Genomic DNA, 16,771 nt, shown 5'->3' on the forward strand with positions numbered 1-16,771 from the left:
CCCTTCGAACAATCTCACACTGTGCTGAAGATGAGAATAGCACTGACCGGCGAAATTGGGATGGCTTTGGCTGTCTTGCTTGAGGGAGGGTTACAAATTATTTGGAGCCGCGAAGATTGCGCCAAGGCAGAGACGCGATAAGACTCGCGGCCGGTATAATCCAGCTATGTTTATCCTTGAGAAGGCTGGTTAGTTCTTCGGCTTCTGGCCGGCGGATTTCAGAATCGAGATCAGGTCGCTCATTCCCTCCGGCGAGGAATTGTAGAGCCAGAGAATATCCGGATTGTCCGCTGTGAATTCCTTGCCGGAGCCCGAGCCCATGTCGCGGCCGGGCGAGGTCGTCTCCGGCAGCTTGCCCTGGCCGGGTGTCAGCCCCTCGGCGCGTTCATGGTCGGCGATGATAGCAACGGCGGCGGCAAAGGCCTTTTCATCGTGCTGGCGCAGCGCCGCAAGCGTCGGGTTTCGCGCCGCCAGCGCATCCTCGACAGGCCCGGCAAACCCGAGCCCGGGCATCGCAAGCGTCAGAGCCAGGCCGATCGACAAGCTTATGAGCCGGGATTTCTTCATCGTCGTCACATCCGTCCAAGGGGGCGCCATCGCGCGACTAGAGCAGTTCCGTTTTCTTCGAGTCACGGAATTGCTCTATCTCTATGTTTTCACACAATTCCGAGCGCAAAACCGCTGCACACTTTTGCTGGAATTGCTCTAAACCGACAATAGGGAGAGGCCGGCTGGAAGGCAACGGCGCTCGGCGCCAATCGATTGGGAGGGGTGAAATCGGCTGGAGAGAGGTCAGAGGATCTTCAGCTGCTGCAGGCTGAGCCGGAGATTGCGCAGCATCTCGCCGAAGATTTCCTCGATCCTGCCGGTCGACCAGACCACCATCGTGCCATAGGGCGAGCGTTTGCGCTGCATGAAGCCGGCCGTCTCGAAATCGATCAGCGTCTTGCGGCAGGTCTCGCTCGACATGACGGCGACCAGGAAACGGGCGAGATTGGACTGGTCGATGGCGCCTGCTTTTTCAGCCCAGTTCTGGATCAGCCGCGGCTTGGTGTCGGCGGTGAACATCGAGGCGAGCGCGCGCTCCTGCGAAAGGCCGAGGCGCTGCAGCTTGGCCGGATCGCGGGTGAGCGACACGACGTAATCATTGTGCAGATCGGCGAATCGCTCGACATCTTCGGCCGTGTTGATGCCGAAGACCTTCATCGAATAGAGAAATTCGGCCATCAGATAGGTGGGCTCCGAGCGCAACTGCGCCAGATGTTTCTCATCCTTGCTGGCCGAGGCGGCGCAGACGCGGTCGGAAAACCCGATCCTTGCCGCGCGCACCTGCTCCAGCAGGCTGACATCGAGCGCCAGTTCGTCACCGTTCCAGTCCAGCATAGGCTTCCCTGCCAGTAAAACTTCAAGACGATAAACTTGTACTATTGCCGACGCCGATCTCCAAATCGTTTGGAAAGCAACGCCTTGCTGACGAGCCGCTTCTATCCTAACATTTTAAGGACTTGGGGCATGATGCCGAAAGTTGTGAACGGTTTTCCGACGACATCATTCTCTCGCTCTCTAATTGTGAACAGGCTTCAGATTGAGGCCCCATGGCCAAAATGATCCTGTTTCGGGGTTCACGGCAATGCGCAGTTTCAGCTCGCATATTCTGATGGCCGCAGCGATCGCAATCGCCTGGCCTGTCCTCGCCAAAGACACTGTGATGATCGAGCTTCCGAGCGGCGACGGCGCCCGTTCGGTCGGCATCATTTCCGCCAATGAGGAGGTCGAGGCGTCCGGACCGGCGGCGATCACCGTCGGCGACGACGGTACCGTCTACATCCTCGACCAGAACAATGGCCGCGTGCTCGCCGTCGACGGCGAACGCTCGCAGGCCGATCCCGAGATCCTGCCGCTGCCGGAGAATACGGCGCCGGAGGATCTCGCCGTCGTCCATAACGAACTCTACCTCTGGTCCGACGGGATCGTGCCGCTCGAGCGCGCCACCGGCGCCGATGGCCGCTCGCAGACCCTTCGCGCCATCGACGGCGGCGATGCCGACGATTACACCCGCTCGGTCTTTGCCTCGATGGGCTCGGTGCCGCCCGGCCCGCTGAACAGCATCATCGACGAGATCGGCCGTAGCACCAGCCGGCCGCCAGCCCGCCCGCCGGTGGTCCAATACGTGCCGAGCCGCGGGCTCGGCGATATCGTTGCAGAAGTCTCGGCGGCAAACGACAAGGCGGAGATCCTGCTGCGGCGCGCGAGCTCGGAGGAGAATTTCCTCTCGCTTCAGCTCACCGGGGAAAACCGCATCGGCACCGTCGAACTGCTCGACATCGACACGACGGGCAGACCCTATGCGCTGGTCGAGCTCGTGCCTGCCGACCGGCCGGAACGGACGGGCATGCTGGTGGTGCGCTTCAGGCCGAACGGCGTGCTGGAGCGCGTTTACGACCTGCCGATCGAACCCGGCACGGTCTTCTCGCGGCGCTTCGTGGCGATCGGCCCGCGCGGCGACGTGCTGTTTCTGCGCTCTGGGGAAAGCCGGGCGCAGGTGCTGAAACTCGAGGGGCGCGAGCCGGGCCGCAAGCTTGCCGTCGCCAGGCCGGCGAAGCCAGCAATTGCGGCCAAACCCGGAAAGGGACCTAAGGTCGCCATCCTGCCGAAATCGCGCGGCGACGTTATCGAGCGGGCGATCGGCTTCGAGACGCTGAACTGGCTGGTGACGCCGGCGGCCTATGGCAAGGACCCGGGGCCGGCTTGCGTCAACATGAACCGCCTGCGCCGGCCATTCTACCTGTTCGGCAAACGCGGCCAGACGGTGAAGGGCGTGCCATATTGCTGGGGCTGCAAGACGCCGCTCGAGGACTTCACCGAGGGTGTCGTCGACGGCCAGACGGCCGGCAACGTCTGCACCAAGAGCGCGCCGCAATCCAATATTCTCGGCGTCGACTGCTCCGGTTTCGTCAGCGAAGCCTGGGGGCTGAAGATGCATGTCTCGACGCGGGCGATCCCGAGCATTACGAGGCGGCTTTCCGATCCCTGGTCGCTGCAGCCGGGCGACGCGCTGAACCGGCCGGGTTCGCATGTGATGCTGTTCATGCGCTTCACCGAGGACCGCAAGGTGGAGGTGATGGAGGCGACGCCGAACGCGTGCAAGGGCCGCGTCTGCCGCAACACCTATTCACTCGGAATCCTGCTGCTGCGCGGCTACCAGCCGGTGCGCTTCAAGGGGCTGGACGGCTGAAGGGCGGGGCGGGTTTTATAGCTGGGCGCAAACATGCGTTGCGTCCAGCAAGGGCGTCCGGATCAGATTGTCACTGAACCTCTTCCAACACGAAATTCGGAAGTCCGATCGCGGGCCGCGCCTTTGCAGCGTCGACCGAAATCGCCGCGACTGCAGCGGCTGCCGCTGGTGAGGCCAGCGAAAGCTCATCCGGTATCGAAATCATTCTGATATCGAGCTTGGCGTAGTCCACCGTGTAGTATCCGGTTGCATCCTGAGATAGGACATCCGGCCTGATCAGCAGCAGATCCTGCGCCATCGTGCCGACAAAGAGCGGTCCGCCCCAGATGTAGCGGAATGCATAGATCGGGATGCCGGCAGGGGAAATGCCGAGGCGACGAATATCCGTCTTCAGACGCCGATCCGACGAATTCCACCCACCGGGATCGCTGGGACCGCTGTCGCCGGAGTCGCTGCCGGAACTATCACTGCCGGAACCGCCGCCGCCCATTCCGGACGAGCTGCCTGAGCTGGAATCTTTATCCGAACGCGCAAAAGTCGACTCCTGGTCATTACTTTTTGCGACGACCCTTTTCACGGTCGGCGTCTTTTTGCGCGCCGGCTGCGCCGGCTCCTGATTGGCGAAGAGCGTCCTGCCGCCGGGGTCGAAGATACAGCCCTGCAGCACGACGCCGGAGCCTGAAATGAAGGTCGAGCAGAGCAGTACACGGATGAAGACTTTGCTGGTCATGTCAGGCGCCCCCGGATCACCGTTTAAAAAAGATCATATCGCGGATTTCGCTTTGCCCAGGTCGCCTTCGCAAGAAGCGTCAGCTTCTCGTTCAGCGACTTCGTCTTCGGCAGAGCCTTCAGTTCCTGTGCAGTCAATTCGGCCGAAAACGCTTCTGCGGCCTTCTTTTTGGCAGGCTCCGCCAAGGATGCGAGCTCCTTGTCGGACTGCTTTTTGGGATCGCCGGTTCCGGGGCGGTTGAGCGCGCTTGCAAGAGCGAAGTAGTGAGCGGCGGTCACCAGGCTGTCGGCATCCGAACCGTCGGCCTTGGCCATTTTGGCCCGTTCGAACGCGCTCCAATAATCGCCGCGCTCGGCGCCCATTTCCAGCCAGGAGAGGGCTGCAGCCTCGTCCTTAGGTACCCCCAACCCGTCTCTGTACATAATGCCGATGTTGCGCGGCGCATAAGGCTGGCCGCCGTCCGCCGCCTTCTTGAAAAGCTCCAGCGCCTTCTCGAGGTCCTGCGGCACGCCTTTGCCGGCGCGATAGATCATCCCGAGGCTGTTCATCGAATAGATGTCGTCTCTCTTGAGACCTGACTCGTAAAAGCGAATGCCGCGTTCCATATCGGCTGGGACGTTGACGCCGTTCGAGAAGATGTAGCCCAGTTCGTTCATTGCATAGGTGTGGCCGAGGTCGGCTGCCTGGAGCATAAGCTTCAGGCCTTCCTCGGTGTCGGCTTTCACACCGCGTCCATAAAACAAGCTTTTGCCATAGGCATAGAGCGCGTAGGGATCCCCCTTCTTCGCACCGATCGCGGCGATCTCGCTCGATTTGCCGAGATTTGCCGGGACGGAGGCTCCGACGAGATAGAGCGAAGCGAGTTCGGAAATCGCCCTGATATGGCCGGCATCCATCGCCTTCTTGATCGTCGCAAAGGCCGTCTTGGCGTCGCGGTTGGCAAGCTGGGCGCGGCCGAGCTGATAGACGAAGCGGGCAATCCCGGGATAGGCCTTCACCGCATCATCGCAGGCAGGTAGCGCGACGGCCGGATCGATTTCGTTCGGCAGCTTGCCCGCGGTCACGCCCTGCAGATCGAGGGGGGCGGCGGCTGCGCTATCGCAGGCGTCAAGCGTCGGTTTGAAGGTGACGGTGGCGGCCGGCAGGTCGTCATTGGCGGCCTGCAGCGTCAGGGCGAAAGGCTGGTTTTCGGTGCCGATCTGCGGCTCGTAGGAAAGCGCCGGAATATCGGCGGCTTCAAGCATGTGGCCGGGGCCGATCACCCGGTCGCCGGCACGCAGTGTCCCCTTGTCGGGCAGGGCCGCGACCTTGAAGGTCATCTCCGCGGCCGATGCCGGTACTTCAGGCAGACGGGCTTCGACGGGACCGACGCCGATCGTCGTGTCGACGTCGCGCGGCAGCGATTTCAGATAGGCGCCGGCATCGGCAAGCCGCGCCTGCTTCTCCTGCTCGAGTTGGGCGAGCTTGGCGCCGGCATCGGCCGAGACGGTGATGGCGACGACGCCCTGCGTCGCCTGGCCATAGGGATCGCTGACCGTATAGCCGATCAGGCCGACCGTTCCGGCGGCAACGCCCGATGAATCATAGCTCAGCGCCGTCAGCGCCGCGGCCGGCAGCTTGGCACCCTGCTCCACCGGCTTGCCGTCGAAACTGAGCTTGCCGGTCTGGGGAAGCTGGTTGAGCGTGACAAGCAGCGCCGAGCCGGTTTCGTCATGCGGCGGAGCGATCGGCAGCTGGGTCGCGGCCGCCCCCTCCGGCACGCTCACCTGCTGCATCGGTTCGACGCTCGGCGGCGGCGGGGCCGGGATGAAATAGAAGCTGTCCATCAGCGAGGAATTTTCCCAGGGGACCTGCTTGCCATTGGTCATGGCGATCACGTCGCGGCGCACATCGGTCAGGACCTGGCGGATTTCCTTGTTCGGCTCGCTGGCGCGCTTGATGAAGGATTCGGAATAGGGGCTGAGCGCCCCCTCGCCGTCGAGCGCCACCTGGCCCGGCTCCGTCGAGAAGGCGATCAGGCTGCCGAGATCGCTGTCGATGCGCGCCAGCCCGCGCGTCGCGCCGACCGGTTCCAGCTTTTCCGCCATCCAGAATTTCTGCGTATTGAACGGGTTGTTGCGGCAGGCATCGAGAAAGATCAGCTGCACGCGCGAGTTCTGCTTGAGATGGTTCAGGATGAGGTCGAGCGGCATGGTCTGCGTCTCGACGTCATAGGGCGTTTCCAGCGTGGCATCGACCGGCACGATGAAATTCTGGCCGCCGACCTGGATGCCGTGGCCGGAATAATAGATGAGACCGGCCTCGGCATTATGGGTCGAGCGCAGAAAACTGCGCACCGTATTCTCAAGTCCGATGCGGTCGACATTGATCCCGATCGTCACATCGAACCCGGCCCTGCGCAGCGTGTTGGCGACTTCCTGGACATCGTTTGCGGGATTGGGCAATGAGGGCAGCGTCTTGTAGACGGAGTTGCCGACGATCAATGCAACCCGCCGGCCATCCTGATCACCGGATGCGGCGGCAGCGGGTTGTTCAAACCCGAGAAAGACCAATGCCGTCAGGAAGATCAGCAATATAGCCGCAAAGCGGTTCTTTCCGTGAAACTCGGGCATAGCTCCACCGCAGATAGTACTGGTTGGATGATTTATTGACCGACCGAATAAAAATATTCCTGCGACTGTAAAAAAGCAAGTTTGGTTACTTCCAAGGCAATTGGAGGGCTTCCAACAAATGTATCGTCAAGGGTCCGTAGCCACGTGCGGGCGCGAATGTGCCGGTCAATCGAAAGGACGAGGTCGATCGGATGGCTTCGCTGATCACTGCTCAAAAATTTAGCAAATGCCGCGAAGTGCACACAGTAACATGCAACCAAGGAACGGGGGCTAGAAAAATCAAAGATTTATAAGCTGGCACACCTCTTGCAAAGAATGTGCTGAGTTGGTGGCTAGGGTTCCGGCGCTTTTCTGAAGCGCGGCTGGTCCGAGAGCCACCACCGGCGGAGGAGAAATCCCGTCGGGTGCACGGCGGGACAAAAGCCCGGGAGACCTCGTAAGCCAAGGGATTGGTGGCACGATGGTCTTTGCCGATCCCTTTTGAAGAAAAGCAGAAGGGGAATTTCAATGCAGACTTTTTCGAAGATTGTTTCGACCACAGCGCTGGCGGTATCGCTGATGCTAGGGCCTGCTTCCGTCGCAGAGGCAGAACAGAAGAGCGAATTCAAGGTGGCCTGGTCCATCTATGTCGGCTGGATGCCCTGGGGCTACGCGGCCGACCACGGCATCGTCAAGAAATGGGCCGACAAATACGGCATCAAGATCGAGGTCACCCAGTTCAATGACTATGTGGAATCGATGAACCAGTACACGGCCGGCGCCTTCGATGCGGTGACGCTGACCAACATGGATGGCCTGTCGATCCCGGCCGCCGGCGGCGTCGACACGACGGCCGTGATCGTCGGCGACTTTTCGAACGGCAATGACGCCGTGATCCTGAAGGACAAGGCGAGCCTTGCCGATATCAAGGGCCAGAACGTCAACCTCGTCGAGTTCTCCGTCTCGCACTATCTGCTCGCCCGCGCGCTCGAAAGCATCAAGCTGGCGGAGCGCGACGTGAAGGTCGTCAACACCTCCGATGCCGACATGGTCGCGGCCTATAAGACACCTGATGTCACAGCCGTCGTCACCTGGAATCCGCTGGTTTCCACCATCCTCGAAGATCCCTCGGCCAAGAAGGTTTTCGACAGCTCGCAAGTGCCGGGCGAAATCATCGATCTGATGGTCGCCAATAGCAGCGTGCTGAAAGACAATCCGAATTTCGGCAAGGCGCTTGCCGGCATCTGGTATGAGACGGCAGCTCTGCTGCGGGCAGACAGCGCCGAGGGCAAGGCCGCCCGCGAGGCCATGGGCTCGGCGTCGGGCACCGATCTCGCCGGCTTCGAAGCCCAGCTTGCCGCCACCAAGCTCTTCGACCAGCCGGCCGATGCCGTTGCCTTCACCGCTTCGCCCAATCTGCCGAAGACCATGGATCTGGTGCGCAACTTCCTCTTCGAGAAGGGACTGCTCGGTAATGGCGCGCCATCCGCCGACGTTATCGGCATCGAAATGCCTGATGGCAAGGTGTTGGGCGATACTGGCAACGTGAAGCTGCGCTTCACCGAGGCCTATATGAAGGCCGCCGCCGACGGTTCGCTCTGATCGCAACGGGGGCGCGGTCTGCCCGCGCTTCCTCCCCTTCATCAGCGGAGCATTTCCCATGCGTTGGATCAACACGAGGCCGAGCCGGGGCGCCCAGTTCGCCTTGACGATGCTGCCCTTCGTGCTGCTTGCCCTTGCCTATGCCTTCGGCTCGGCCGCGCGACTGGCGGATAACGCCAATGACAAGCTTCTGCCGAGCCTTGCCGGCTTTGCCGACGCGATCAATCGTCTGGCCTTCGTCGCCGACCCGCGTACCGGTGAATTTCTGCTCTGGTCGGACACGGGCGCGAGCCTCATCCGCCTGCTCTCCGGCCTCAGTATTTCGACTGCGGTGGCGCTCGTTATCGGCATGCTGATCGGCATGCTGCCCTATCTCAGGGCGCTGCTCGCTCCTTTCATCGCCGTCATTTCCATGGTGCCGCCGCTGGCGCTGCTGCCGATCCTCTTCATCGTCATGGGACTTGGCGAGACGTCGAAGATCGCCCTCATCGTCATCGGCGTCGCGCCGACGATGATCCGCGATCTGGCGCTGAAGGCGGTGGAATTGCCGCGCGAACAGATCGTCAAGGCCGAGACGCTCGGCGGCTCCTCCTGGCAGATCGGACTGCGCGTCGTGCTGCCGCAAATCCTGCCGCGGCTGATCACCTGCCTCAGACTGCAGCTCGGCCCGGCCTGGCTGTTCCTGATCGCAGCCGAGGCGATCTCGTCGGATTCAGGCCTCGGCTACCGCATCTTCCTCGTCCGCCGCTATCTCTCGATGGATATCATCTTCCCCTATGTCGTCTGGATCACCCTGCTTGCCGTGGTCATGAACGCCCTGCTCGATCGCCTGCGCATCGCCGTCTTCCCCTGGTCGGAGCTGGAGAAGCAGGCATGAGCGAGTTGAAGATCGAAAGGGTCTGGAAGGAATATGGCGACCAGATCGTGCTCGAAAATGTGTCCCTGACCGTCGCCTCGCGTGCCTTCGTCGCCCTTGTCGGGCCCTCCGGCTGCGGCAAGACCACCTTCCTACGGATGCTGCTCGGACAGGAGCAGCCGACAAAGGGCAAGATCCTGCTCGACGGCGAGCCTCTGCCGTCGGAACCAGGTCCGGACCGTGGCGTCGTCTTCCAGCGCTATTCCGTATTTCCGCACCTGACGGTGCTCGGCAATGTGCTGCTCGGCAAGGAATTTTCCGCTGCGCGCCACAAGGCCAGGCTCTTCGGCGCCGCACGCCGCAATGCGATCGAAGAAGCGCGCCAGTTGATTGCCGAGGTCGGGCTCGCCGGTTCAGAGAACAAATATCCGGCCCAGCTTTCCGGCGGCATGCAACAGCGCCTGGCGCTCGCCCAGGCGCTCATCATGAAGCCGAAGGTGCTGCTGCTCGATGAACCCTTCGGCGCGCTCGATCCCGGTATTCGCGCCGAAATCCACACGCTGATGAAGCGACTCTGGCATGAAACGCAGATGACCGTCGTCATGGTTACCCATGACATGCGCGAGGCGTTCACGCTCGCAAGCCGCGTCGTCGCCTTCGAACGCCGCCGCGACCGGCCGGAGGAGAAGGAGCGTTACGGCGCCACCATCACCAAGGATATTGCCATCTGGCCGCCGCGCCTTGCCGGGCAGCCATCGATCTTCAGCCCCGACCGGGACGGCCCGGTCGCTTCCCTGGGGCGCAGCCGGGACGACCTGGCATCATCAGGAGAGACGCTATGATGCATGTGAGGCGATCGCCCGAAGAAATTGCCGCCAATCGCGCGCGTTACGAGGAGCACCAGAAAAAGGGTCTGGAATTTGCGCCCAAAGCCCTGCCCGGCCCAAGCCCGCTGCCGGCACCGGCCATCGATGCCGCCGCGATCATTCATCAGGAGACCATACCGGGCGGCTGGTACTGGTCGACGAAACTCTGGCGCGGCGAGGCGATCCGCGTCGACCAGGGCGAGGGCAATTCCACCGTGGCGCTCGTCGCCTGGAATGCCGAGGATGCGAGCGAGCGGATCAATCTCGTCGATACCGCCAAGGTCCAGTGGACGACGGCGCTCGGCAAAGGGCGTGTGATCTTTTCCGACATGGGCCGCGTCATGTTCTCGATAATCGAGGACAGCTCCGGCGCCCATGACTGCCTGATGGGCGGCTCGACGGCGGCGTCGAACGCCGCGAAATATCCCGGCGAAAAAACGCGCAACACCCGCGACAATCTCATCCTCGTCGCAGTCAAGCTCGGCCTCGACAGGCGCGATATACCCGGCATCCTCAACCTCTTCGCACCGGTCCGCCTGGCCGAGGCCGGTGGTTTCGGCTGGCAGGGCAAACGCTCCAACAGCGGCGATTATGTCGAACTGCGTGCCGAGATGGACATGCTGGTCGGCTTTTCCACCTGCCCGCATCCGCTTGACCCGGATCAGACCTACCAGCCGAAGCCCGTCGTCATCACCCGCTACAAGGCGGCAGTCCCGGCTGCCGATGATCTTTGCCGCGCGGCAACGGCCGAAGCCGTGCGCGGTTTCGAGAACAACGCCCTGATGCAGGCCTGAGGAGAAGACGATGTCCGATTTCATCCAGACCTCTCTTGCCCGTACTGTTCAGAATGCTGTGCAGGATCATTTCATTCCGGCCGAAGCCCCATGGTCCGGCGTCGTGCGCAAGGGCCAGACGATCCGCATCGAGGACAGTCTTGGCCAGCAGGCGATCGACACGCTCTTCTATCGTGCCGACGATTTCGCCGAGCGCTATTCCAATCAGGATACGATGCGCATGCAGGGCGCTGCCTATATCGGCATCGGCACGAAGATCATATCGAATGAAGGCAATGTGATGCTGACCATGACGGCTGACAGCTGCGGCCGCCATGACACGTCTGCCGGCGCCTGTTCCTGCGAGAGCAATACGGTGCGCTTCGGCCATGGCACGAAATACCTGCATGCCTGCCGCGACAACTTCGTCCTCGAGGTCAGCAAACACGGCATGGGCAAACGCGACATCGTGCCCAACATCAATTTCTTCATGAACGTGCCGATCAAGCCGAATGGCGAGATGACCATCGTCGACGGTATTTCGGCGCCTGGCGACTATGTCGAACTGGTCGCGGAAATGGACGTGCTCTGCGTCATCTCCAATTGCCCGCAGATCAACAACCCCTGTAACGGCTTCGATCCGACGCCGATCCGGGTGCTGATCTGGGACGGCGAGGCCTGAGCATGTTCAAGAAAGTCCTGATCGCCAACCGGGGCGAAATCGCCGTGCGGGTTATCAAGACGCTGCGACGGATGGGCATTGCCTCCGTCGCGGTCTATTCCGATGCCGACCGCTTCGCCAAGCCCGCGATGATGGCGGATGAGGCGATCCGTCTCGGGCCGGCGCCGGCCAGCGAAAGCTATTTGAATGTCGACGCCGTCATTGCCGCCTGCAAGGCGACGGGGGCCGAGGCGGTGCATCCGGGCTACGGCTTCCTGTCGGAAAATATCGGTTTTGCCGAGCGCCTTGCCGCCGAAGGCATCACCTTCATCGGCCCCCGGCCCGAGCACCTCTCTGCCTTTGGCCTGAAGCATACGGCCCGCGAACTCGCCAAGGCGAGCGGCGTGCCGCTGTTGCCCGGCACGAGCCTGCTTTCGAGCGCCGATGAAGCGCTCGCTGCGGCCGAAGAAATCGGCTATCCCGTGATGCTGAAAAGCACGGCCGGCGGCGGCGGCATCGGCATGCAGCTCTGTGCCGATGCCGAAAGCCTGAAGGCGTCCTTCGAAAGCGTGCAGCGTACGGCGCGGGCAAGCTTCGGCGATGCACGCGTCTATATCGAGCGTTTCGTGGCCGAGGCACGGCACGTCGAAGTGCAGATCTTCGGCAACGGCCAAGGCAAGGTCATCGCGCTCGGCGAGCGCGATTGCTCGCTGCAGCGGCGGAACCAGAAGGTGGTCGAGGAGACCCCGGCCCCCGGACTTTCGGCCGCGACCCGCGCCCGCCTGCATAAGTCGGCCGTCGATCTTGGTGCCGTGGTCTCCTACGAGTCCGCCGGCACCGTGGAATTCATCTACGATCCCCAGCGCGATGAATTCTACTTCCTTGAGGTCAACACCCGCCTGCAGGTCGAACATCCCGTCACCGAAGCTGTGTTCGGCATCGATCTCGTCGAATGGATGATCCGTCAGGCGGCCGGCGAGGACGTACTCTCGGGCGCCGAGGCCCTGCAGCCGAAGGGAGCGGCGATTGAAGTACGTGTCTATGCCGAGATGCCGCATGCCGATTTCCGCCCGAGCGCCGGGCTGCTGACGGAGGTGTCCTTCCCGCAATATGGGCGCATCGACGGTTGGATCGAGACCGGCGCCGAGGTCACGCCCTTCTACGATCCGATGCTCGCCAAGGTGATCGTGTCAGCCCAGGACCGCCCGGCGGCGATCGAAAAACTCAAGGCGGCACTTGGCGAAACATCGATATCGGGCATCGAAACCAATCTCGACTATCTCAGGGCCATAGCCAGCTCCGAACTTCTGGCGAGCGGCAAGGTGGCGACAACGGCGCTGCGCGACTTTTCCTTCGTGCCTGATGTCATCGAGGTGATTGCGCCGGGCGCGCAATCGAGCATTCAGGAATTGCCGGGCCGGCTTGGCCTCTGGCATGTCGGCGTGCCGCCGAGCGGGCCGATGGATGAGCGTTCCTTCCGCCACGCCAACCGTCTCGTCGGCAATGGCGACAAGGTCGCAGCCCTGGAGCTGACGGTTTCCGGCCCGGTGCTGAAATTCCATACCGACATAGTGGTCGCGCTTGCCGGTGCCGGGATGGCGATGAGCGTCGACGGGGTGAGATTGCCGCATGGCATGGCCGTGACCATTCGTGCCGGCCAGACCCTCGTCATCGGCAGCATCGATGGACCGGGGCAGAGGGCTTACCTCGCCGTGGCCGGCGGTTTTGCCGCCCCCGTCGTGCTCGGCTCGCGCGCCACCTTCGGTCTTGGCCAGTTCGGCGGCAACGCCACCGGCACCTTGAAGACCGGCCATGTGCTGCATCTTGCCCGTCAGGCGGCGGCCGAAGTGCCGAAGCCGGCGACGGAGCCGGCAGAGCTGACGCGCGAATGGCAGGTTGGCGTCGTCTACGGCCCGCATGGCGCGCCTGATTTCTTTCAGGACGGCGATATCGAGATGTTGTTTTCGACCAGCTACGAGGTGCATTTCAACAGCGCCCGCACCGGCGTTCGGCTGATCGGTCCCGCGCCGAAATGGGCGCGCAGCGATGGCGGCGAGGCTGGCCTTCATCCCTCCAACCTGCATGACAATGCCTATGCGATCGGAGCCATCGATTTCACCGGCGACATGCCGATCATTCTGGGGCCTGACGGCCCGAGCCTCGGCGGCTTCGTCTGCCCGGCGGTGATCGCCCGAGACGAACAATGGAAGATGGGCCAGTTCAAGCCGGGTGATCGCATCCGCTTTCATCCCGTCGCTCGGTCCGAAGATCCCATCGCCGGCCCGGCGGTGCATCGGGCGAAACAGGATGCCGGCTCGCCTATCGTCGGTAAACGTGACAACGGGCCTGTCTCCGTCGTTTATCGCCGCCAGGGCGATGACAACCTGTTGGTCGAATACGGGCCGATGACGCTCGATATCGCCCTGCGGCTGAGGGTGCATCTGCTCATGAAGGCCGTCTCGCAGGCCCGTCTGCCCGGCATCGTCGATCTCACGCCCGGCATCCGCTCGCTGCAGATCCATTATGACGGCACGACGGTAACCCGCAAGCGCCTGCTCGGCCTGCTGGCCGAAATCGAAGCGAGCCTGCCGGCGGCCCAGGACGTCACCGTGCCGAGCCGCATCGTGCATCTGCCGCTTTCCTGGAACGACCCGGACGCGGAACTTGCGATGCGCAAATATCAGGAACTCGTGCGGCCGAATGCGCCTTGGTGCCCTGACAACATCGAGTTCATCCGCCGCATCAACGGGCTGGCAGACGAACAGGCCGTGCGCGACGTCGTCTTCGATGCGAGCTACCTCGTGCTCGGCCTCGGCGACGTCTATCTCGGCGCACCGGTGGCGACCCCGGTCGATCCGCGCCATCGGCTGGTAACGACGAAGTACAATCCCGCCCGCACCTGGACGCCTGAAAATGCCGTCGGCATCGGCGGGGCCTATATGTGCATCTACGGCATGGAAGGACCCGGCGGCTACCAGCTCTTCGGGCGCACCATCCAAGTCTGGAATACCTGGCGCCAGACGCCGGTCTTTGCCAAGGGCAAGCCGTGGCTGCTCGACTTTTTCGATCAGATCCGCTTCTTCCCGGTCAGCCATCAGGAATTGGCGGAAGCCCGCAGCGCCTTTCCGCATGGCGGTTATCCCGTCAAGATCGAGGAGACGGAATTTTCCTACGCCGCCTATGAGCAGGAATTGCAGGCGAATGCCGCCTCGATCGCGGCCTTCAAGGCACGCCAGCAGGCCGCCTTCGACGCCGAACGCCAGCGCTGGAAGGAGGCCGGTCTCGACAGCTTCGTTACCGACGAAGGCACCGGCGAAAGCCCGGCTGGAGACATCCCTGAAGGCTGCTTCGGCGTTGCAAGCGCCGTACCCGGCAATATCTGGAAACTGCTGGTCGAGCCGGGCGCACCGGTCGCGGCCGGCGACACGCTTGCCATCATCGAATCCATGAAAATGGAAATCAACGTCACCGCACATGCGCCAGGCCGTGTCCGCGATCTGCGCGCCGGGCCCGGACGAAACGTCAAAGCGGGCGATATCATTGTTGTTCTTGAGGAGTGCTGACCCATGCTGCCGACCATTCTTGATCTGACCAGCCTTCGCGCAGCCTATGAGGCAGGCAAAAGCCCGCTCGATATTATCGAGATCGTCATTGCCCGTCGCAATGACGCGACGGATCCCGCTATCTTCATCACGCCGGCGCCTGATGAAGCCTTGCGGGCCGAGGCACGAGCTCTGATGGAACGGGCGCCTGATCCCAACAGCCTGCCGCTTTGGGGCATTCCCTTCGCGGTGAAAGACAATATCGACGTGGCGGGACTGCCGACGACAGCCGCCTGCCCTGCCTTTTCCTACCGGCCGGAGACGGACGCAACCGTCGTCGCGAGGCTGCGGGCTGCAGGCGCGATCGTCATCGGCAAGACCAATCTCGACCAGTTCGCCACCGGTCTTAACGGCACGCGCTCGCCCTACGGAGCCCCACGCTCGGTCTTCGACAAGAACTATGTGTCGGGCGGCTCGAGTTCCGGCTCGGCGGTTGCCGTCGCCTCGGGCCTGGCAAGCTTCGCGCTTGGCACTGACACGGCCGGCTCCGGTCGCGTGCCGGCGGCTTTCAACAATCTCGTCGGCATCAAACCGACTCCGGGGCTGGTGCCAAATGTCGGGGTCGTGCCGGCCTGCCGCAGCGTCGATGTCGTCACCATCTTTGCCCCGACGGTCGGCGACGGCGTCGCGATCCGCAAGGTGATGGAAGGTTACGATGCCGCCGATCCCTTCTCGCGCAAGGCGGTTCCGGCCAGCCTGCCAGCCTCCGGTCTGCGGATCGGTGTGCTCGACGGAGCCGAGCGGGAATTCTTCGGCAACAGGCAAGTCGAAGCTCTCTATGACGCCGCGATCGAAAGGGCGCGCGCGCTCGGTGCCACCATCGTTCCCTTCGACTATGCACCATTTCGGCAGGCAGCAGAGCTGCTCTACAACGGTCCCTGGGTCGCCGAGCGGCTGGCGGCGGTGAAGGATTTTCTGGCCACGAATGGCCCGGACTTCGATCCGACGGTTCGCACCATTATCGAGGGCGCGAAAGCCTATGACGCCGTCGCCGCTTTCGAAGGCAGATACAAGCTCGAGGCGCTGCGTCAGAAGACCGTGAAGGAATGGGAAAAGGCTGATATCCTGATGCTGCCGACCTCGCCGACCACCTACACGGTCGACGAGATGATGGCGGATCCGATTGTGAAAAACGGCCATTTCGGCCGGTACACCAACTTCGCCAATCTTCTCGGCTGCGCCGCGATCGCCGTTCCAGTCGGCTTCGACGCCGACGGTCATCTCCCGGCCGGCGTGACTCTGATTGGTCCGGCCTTTACCGACGACGCTCTCGGCCCCTTCGCCGATGCCATGCACCGTGCCGCGAACGCCGGCATGGGCAAGGACCGCCTCTCGGCAATCCCCGAGGCGATCCGCGTGCCGTCGGAAGATGACGGCTTGGTGCCAATTGTCGTCGTCGGGGCGCATCTGAGCGGCATGCCTCTCAACCACGAATTGACGCGACCGGGCGGCAGGCGCATCAAATCCTGCCGTACTGCACCGGATTACCGCCTCTTCGTTCTGCCGGGCACCGTCCCGCCGAAGCCAGGCCTGATCCGTGAACCCGGTTTTGACGGCAAGGGTCTCGAAGTCGAGGTGTGGAAAGTCACTCCGGAGGCTTTCGGGCGCTTTGTCCAGAACATCCCGGCCCCGCTCGGCATCGGCAAGGTCACGCTCGATGACGGTTCCCAGATTCCCGGTTTTCTCTGCGAGGCTCATGCCATCGAAGGCGCGCGCGAAATCACGGAATTGGGGGGCTGGCGCGCCTACGTCTCAGATCAAATGAAAAAAGCATGAAGCATCGTCTCAAAAAAATCCTGCTGGCGATACTTGCGGGCCTTGAGGCACGAAGTGCTTCAAGGCGGTTCGGCCACCG

12 protein-coding genes and 1 riboswitch are annotated in these 16,771 nt (G+C 62.6%); of the genes, 8 read left to right on the forward strand and 4 right to left on the reverse strand.

The annotated features are described in order from the left end of the window. Positions 1-189 precede the first annotated feature (189 nt). Both ACQ7C1_RS17880 and ACQ7C1_RS17885 read right to left on the reverse strand, forming a co-directional pair. Positions 190-567, reverse strand: a complete 378-nt coding sequence (locus tag ACQ7C1_RS17880) for a hypothetical protein (protein ID WP_430959252.1) — start codon at positions 565-567, stop codon at positions 190-192. A 225-nt stretch (positions 568-792) separates the two neighbouring features. Further along, positions 793-1,383: a hypothetical protein gene (locus ACQ7C1_RS17885; protein ID WP_430959253.1), complete on the reverse strand. Its 591-nt coding sequence runs from the start codon at positions 1,381-1,383 to the stop codon at positions 793-795. Between the two features lie 247 nt (positions 1,384-1,630). Here ACQ7C1_RS17885 and ACQ7C1_RS17890 point away from each other — a divergent pair, with 247 nt between their 5' ends. Continuing rightward, a complete protein-coding gene (locus ACQ7C1_RS17890) occupies positions 1,631-3,235 on the forward strand; it encodes a hypothetical protein (protein WP_430959254.1) in 1,605 nt (534 codons plus the stop codon). Between the two features lie 70 nt (positions 3,236-3,305). On the opposite strand, the gene ACQ7C1_RS17895 is transcribed toward ACQ7C1_RS17890, so the two are convergent. Next, positions 3,306-3,965: a tail fiber domain-containing protein gene (locus ACQ7C1_RS17895; RefSeq protein ID WP_430959255.1), complete on the reverse strand. Its 660-nt coding sequence runs from the start codon at positions 3,963-3,965 to the stop codon at positions 3,306-3,308. 23 nt (positions 3,966-3,988) lie between these two features. Then, positions 3,989-6,577 carry a caspase family protein gene (locus ACQ7C1_RS17900; protein ID WP_430959256.1) on the reverse strand — a complete coding sequence of 863 codons (2,589 nt, stop codon included), beginning with the start codon at positions 6,575-6,577 and terminating at the stop codon, positions 3,989-3,991. Positions 6,578-6,898: 321 nt separating this feature from the next. Next, positions 6,899-7,010, forward strand: a riboswitch (guanidine-I (ykkC/yxkD leader). Positions 7,011-7,084: 74 nt separating this feature from the next. Here ACQ7C1_RS17900 and ACQ7C1_RS17905 point away from each other — a divergent pair. From ACQ7C1_RS17905 to atzF, 7 genes are read left to right on the forward strand one after another with little or no spacing between them, the layout of a single operon-like run. After that, positions 7,085-8,158, forward strand: a complete 1,074-nt coding sequence (locus ACQ7C1_RS17905; RefSeq protein ID WP_097598886.1) for a putative urea ABC transporter substrate-binding protein — start codon at positions 7,085-7,087, stop codon at positions 8,156-8,158. A gap of 58 nt (positions 8,159-8,216) precedes the next feature. After that, positions 8,217-9,035: an ABC transporter permease gene (locus tag ACQ7C1_RS17910; RefSeq protein WP_430959257.1), complete on the forward strand. Its 819-nt coding sequence runs from the start codon at positions 8,217-8,219 to the stop codon at positions 9,033-9,035. Continuing rightward, positions 9,032-9,856, forward strand: coding sequence for an ABC transporter ATP-binding protein (locus ACQ7C1_RS17915; protein ID WP_430959258.1), 825 nt, complete (start codon positions 9,032-9,034; stop codon positions 9,854-9,856). Before ACQ7C1_RS17910 ends, ACQ7C1_RS17915 begins: the two co-directional genes overlap by 4 nt. Continuing rightward, on the forward strand, positions 9,853-10,674 hold the full coding sequence (locus ACQ7C1_RS17920; protein WP_430959259.1) for an urea amidolyase associated protein UAAP1: 822 nt from the start codon (positions 9,853-9,855) through the stop codon (positions 10,672-10,674). Before ACQ7C1_RS17915 ends, ACQ7C1_RS17920 begins: the two co-directional genes overlap by 4 nt. 10 nt (positions 10,675-10,684) lie before the next feature. After that, positions 10,685-11,335, forward strand: coding sequence for an urea amidolyase associated protein UAAP2 (locus ACQ7C1_RS17925; RefSeq protein WP_430959260.1), 651 nt, complete (start codon positions 10,685-10,687; stop codon positions 11,333-11,335). Positions 11,336-11,337: 2 nt separating this feature from the next. After that, on the forward strand, positions 11,338-14,877 hold the full coding sequence (uca, locus tag ACQ7C1_RS17930) for an urea carboxylase (protein ID WP_430959261.1): 3,540 nt from the start codon (positions 11,338-11,340) through the stop codon (positions 14,875-14,877). Between the two features lie 3 nt (positions 14,878-14,880). Continuing rightward, positions 14,881-16,692, forward strand: a complete 1,812-nt coding sequence (atzF, locus tag ACQ7C1_RS17935) for an allophanate hydrolase (RefSeq protein ID WP_430959262.1) — start codon at positions 14,881-14,883, stop codon at positions 16,690-16,692. Positions 16,693-16,771 lie beyond the last annotated feature (79 nt).

Origin of the sequence: Rhizobium sp. Nf11,1, assembly GCF_050587665.1 — a bacterium.
Taxonomy (GTDB): Bacteria; Pseudomonadota; Alphaproteobacteria; order Rhizobiales; family Rhizobiaceae; genus Rhizobium.

Excerpts from the sequence above, each read along its gene's own strand:
- ACQ7C1_RS17905 (WP_097598886.1), top strand. The coding sequence starts at position 7,085 with ATGCAGACTTTTTCGAAGATTGTTTCGACCACAGCGCTGGCGGTATCG.
- ACQ7C1_RS17885 (WP_430959253.1), bottom strand. The coding sequence starts at position 1,383 with ATGCTGGACTGGAACGGTGACGAACTGGCGCTCGATGTCAGCCTGCTG.
- ACQ7C1_RS17915 (WP_430959258.1), top strand. The coding sequence starts at position 9,032 with ATGAGCGAGTTGAAGATCGAAAGGGTCTGGAAGGAATATGGCGACCAG.
- ACQ7C1_RS17920 (WP_430959259.1), top strand. The coding sequence starts at position 9,853 with ATGATGCATGTGAGGCGATCGCCCGAAGAAATTGCCGCCAATCGCGCG.
- ACQ7C1_RS17925 (WP_430959260.1), top strand. The coding sequence starts at position 10,685 with ATGTCCGATTTCATCCAGACCTCTCTTGCCCGTACTGTTCAGAATGCT.
- ACQ7C1_RS17895 (WP_430959255.1), bottom strand. The coding sequence starts at position 3,965 with ATGACCAGCAAAGTCTTCATCCGTGTACTGCTCTGCTCGACCTTCATT.
- uca (WP_430959261.1), top strand. The coding sequence starts at position 11,338 with ATGTTCAAGAAAGTCCTGATCGCCAACCGGGGCGAAATCGCCGTGCGG.
- ACQ7C1_RS17900 (WP_430959256.1), bottom strand. The coding sequence starts at position 6,577 with ATGCCCGAGTTTCACGGAAAGAACCGCTTTGCGGCTATATTGCTGATC.
- ACQ7C1_RS17890 (WP_430959254.1), top strand. The coding sequence starts at position 1,631 with ATGCGCAGTTTCAGCTCGCATATTCTGATGGCCGCAGCGATCGCAATC.
- ACQ7C1_RS17910 (WP_430959257.1), top strand. The coding sequence starts at position 8,217 with ATGCGTTGGATCAACACGAGGCCGAGCCGGGGCGCCCAGTTCGCCTTG.
- ACQ7C1_RS17880 (WP_430959252.1), bottom strand. The coding sequence starts at position 567 with ATGAAGAAATCCCGGCTCATAAGCTTGTCGATCGGCCTGGCTCTGACG.
- atzF (WP_430959262.1), top strand. The coding sequence starts at position 14,881 with ATGCTGCCGACCATTCTTGATCTGACCAGCCTTCGCGCAGCCTATGAG.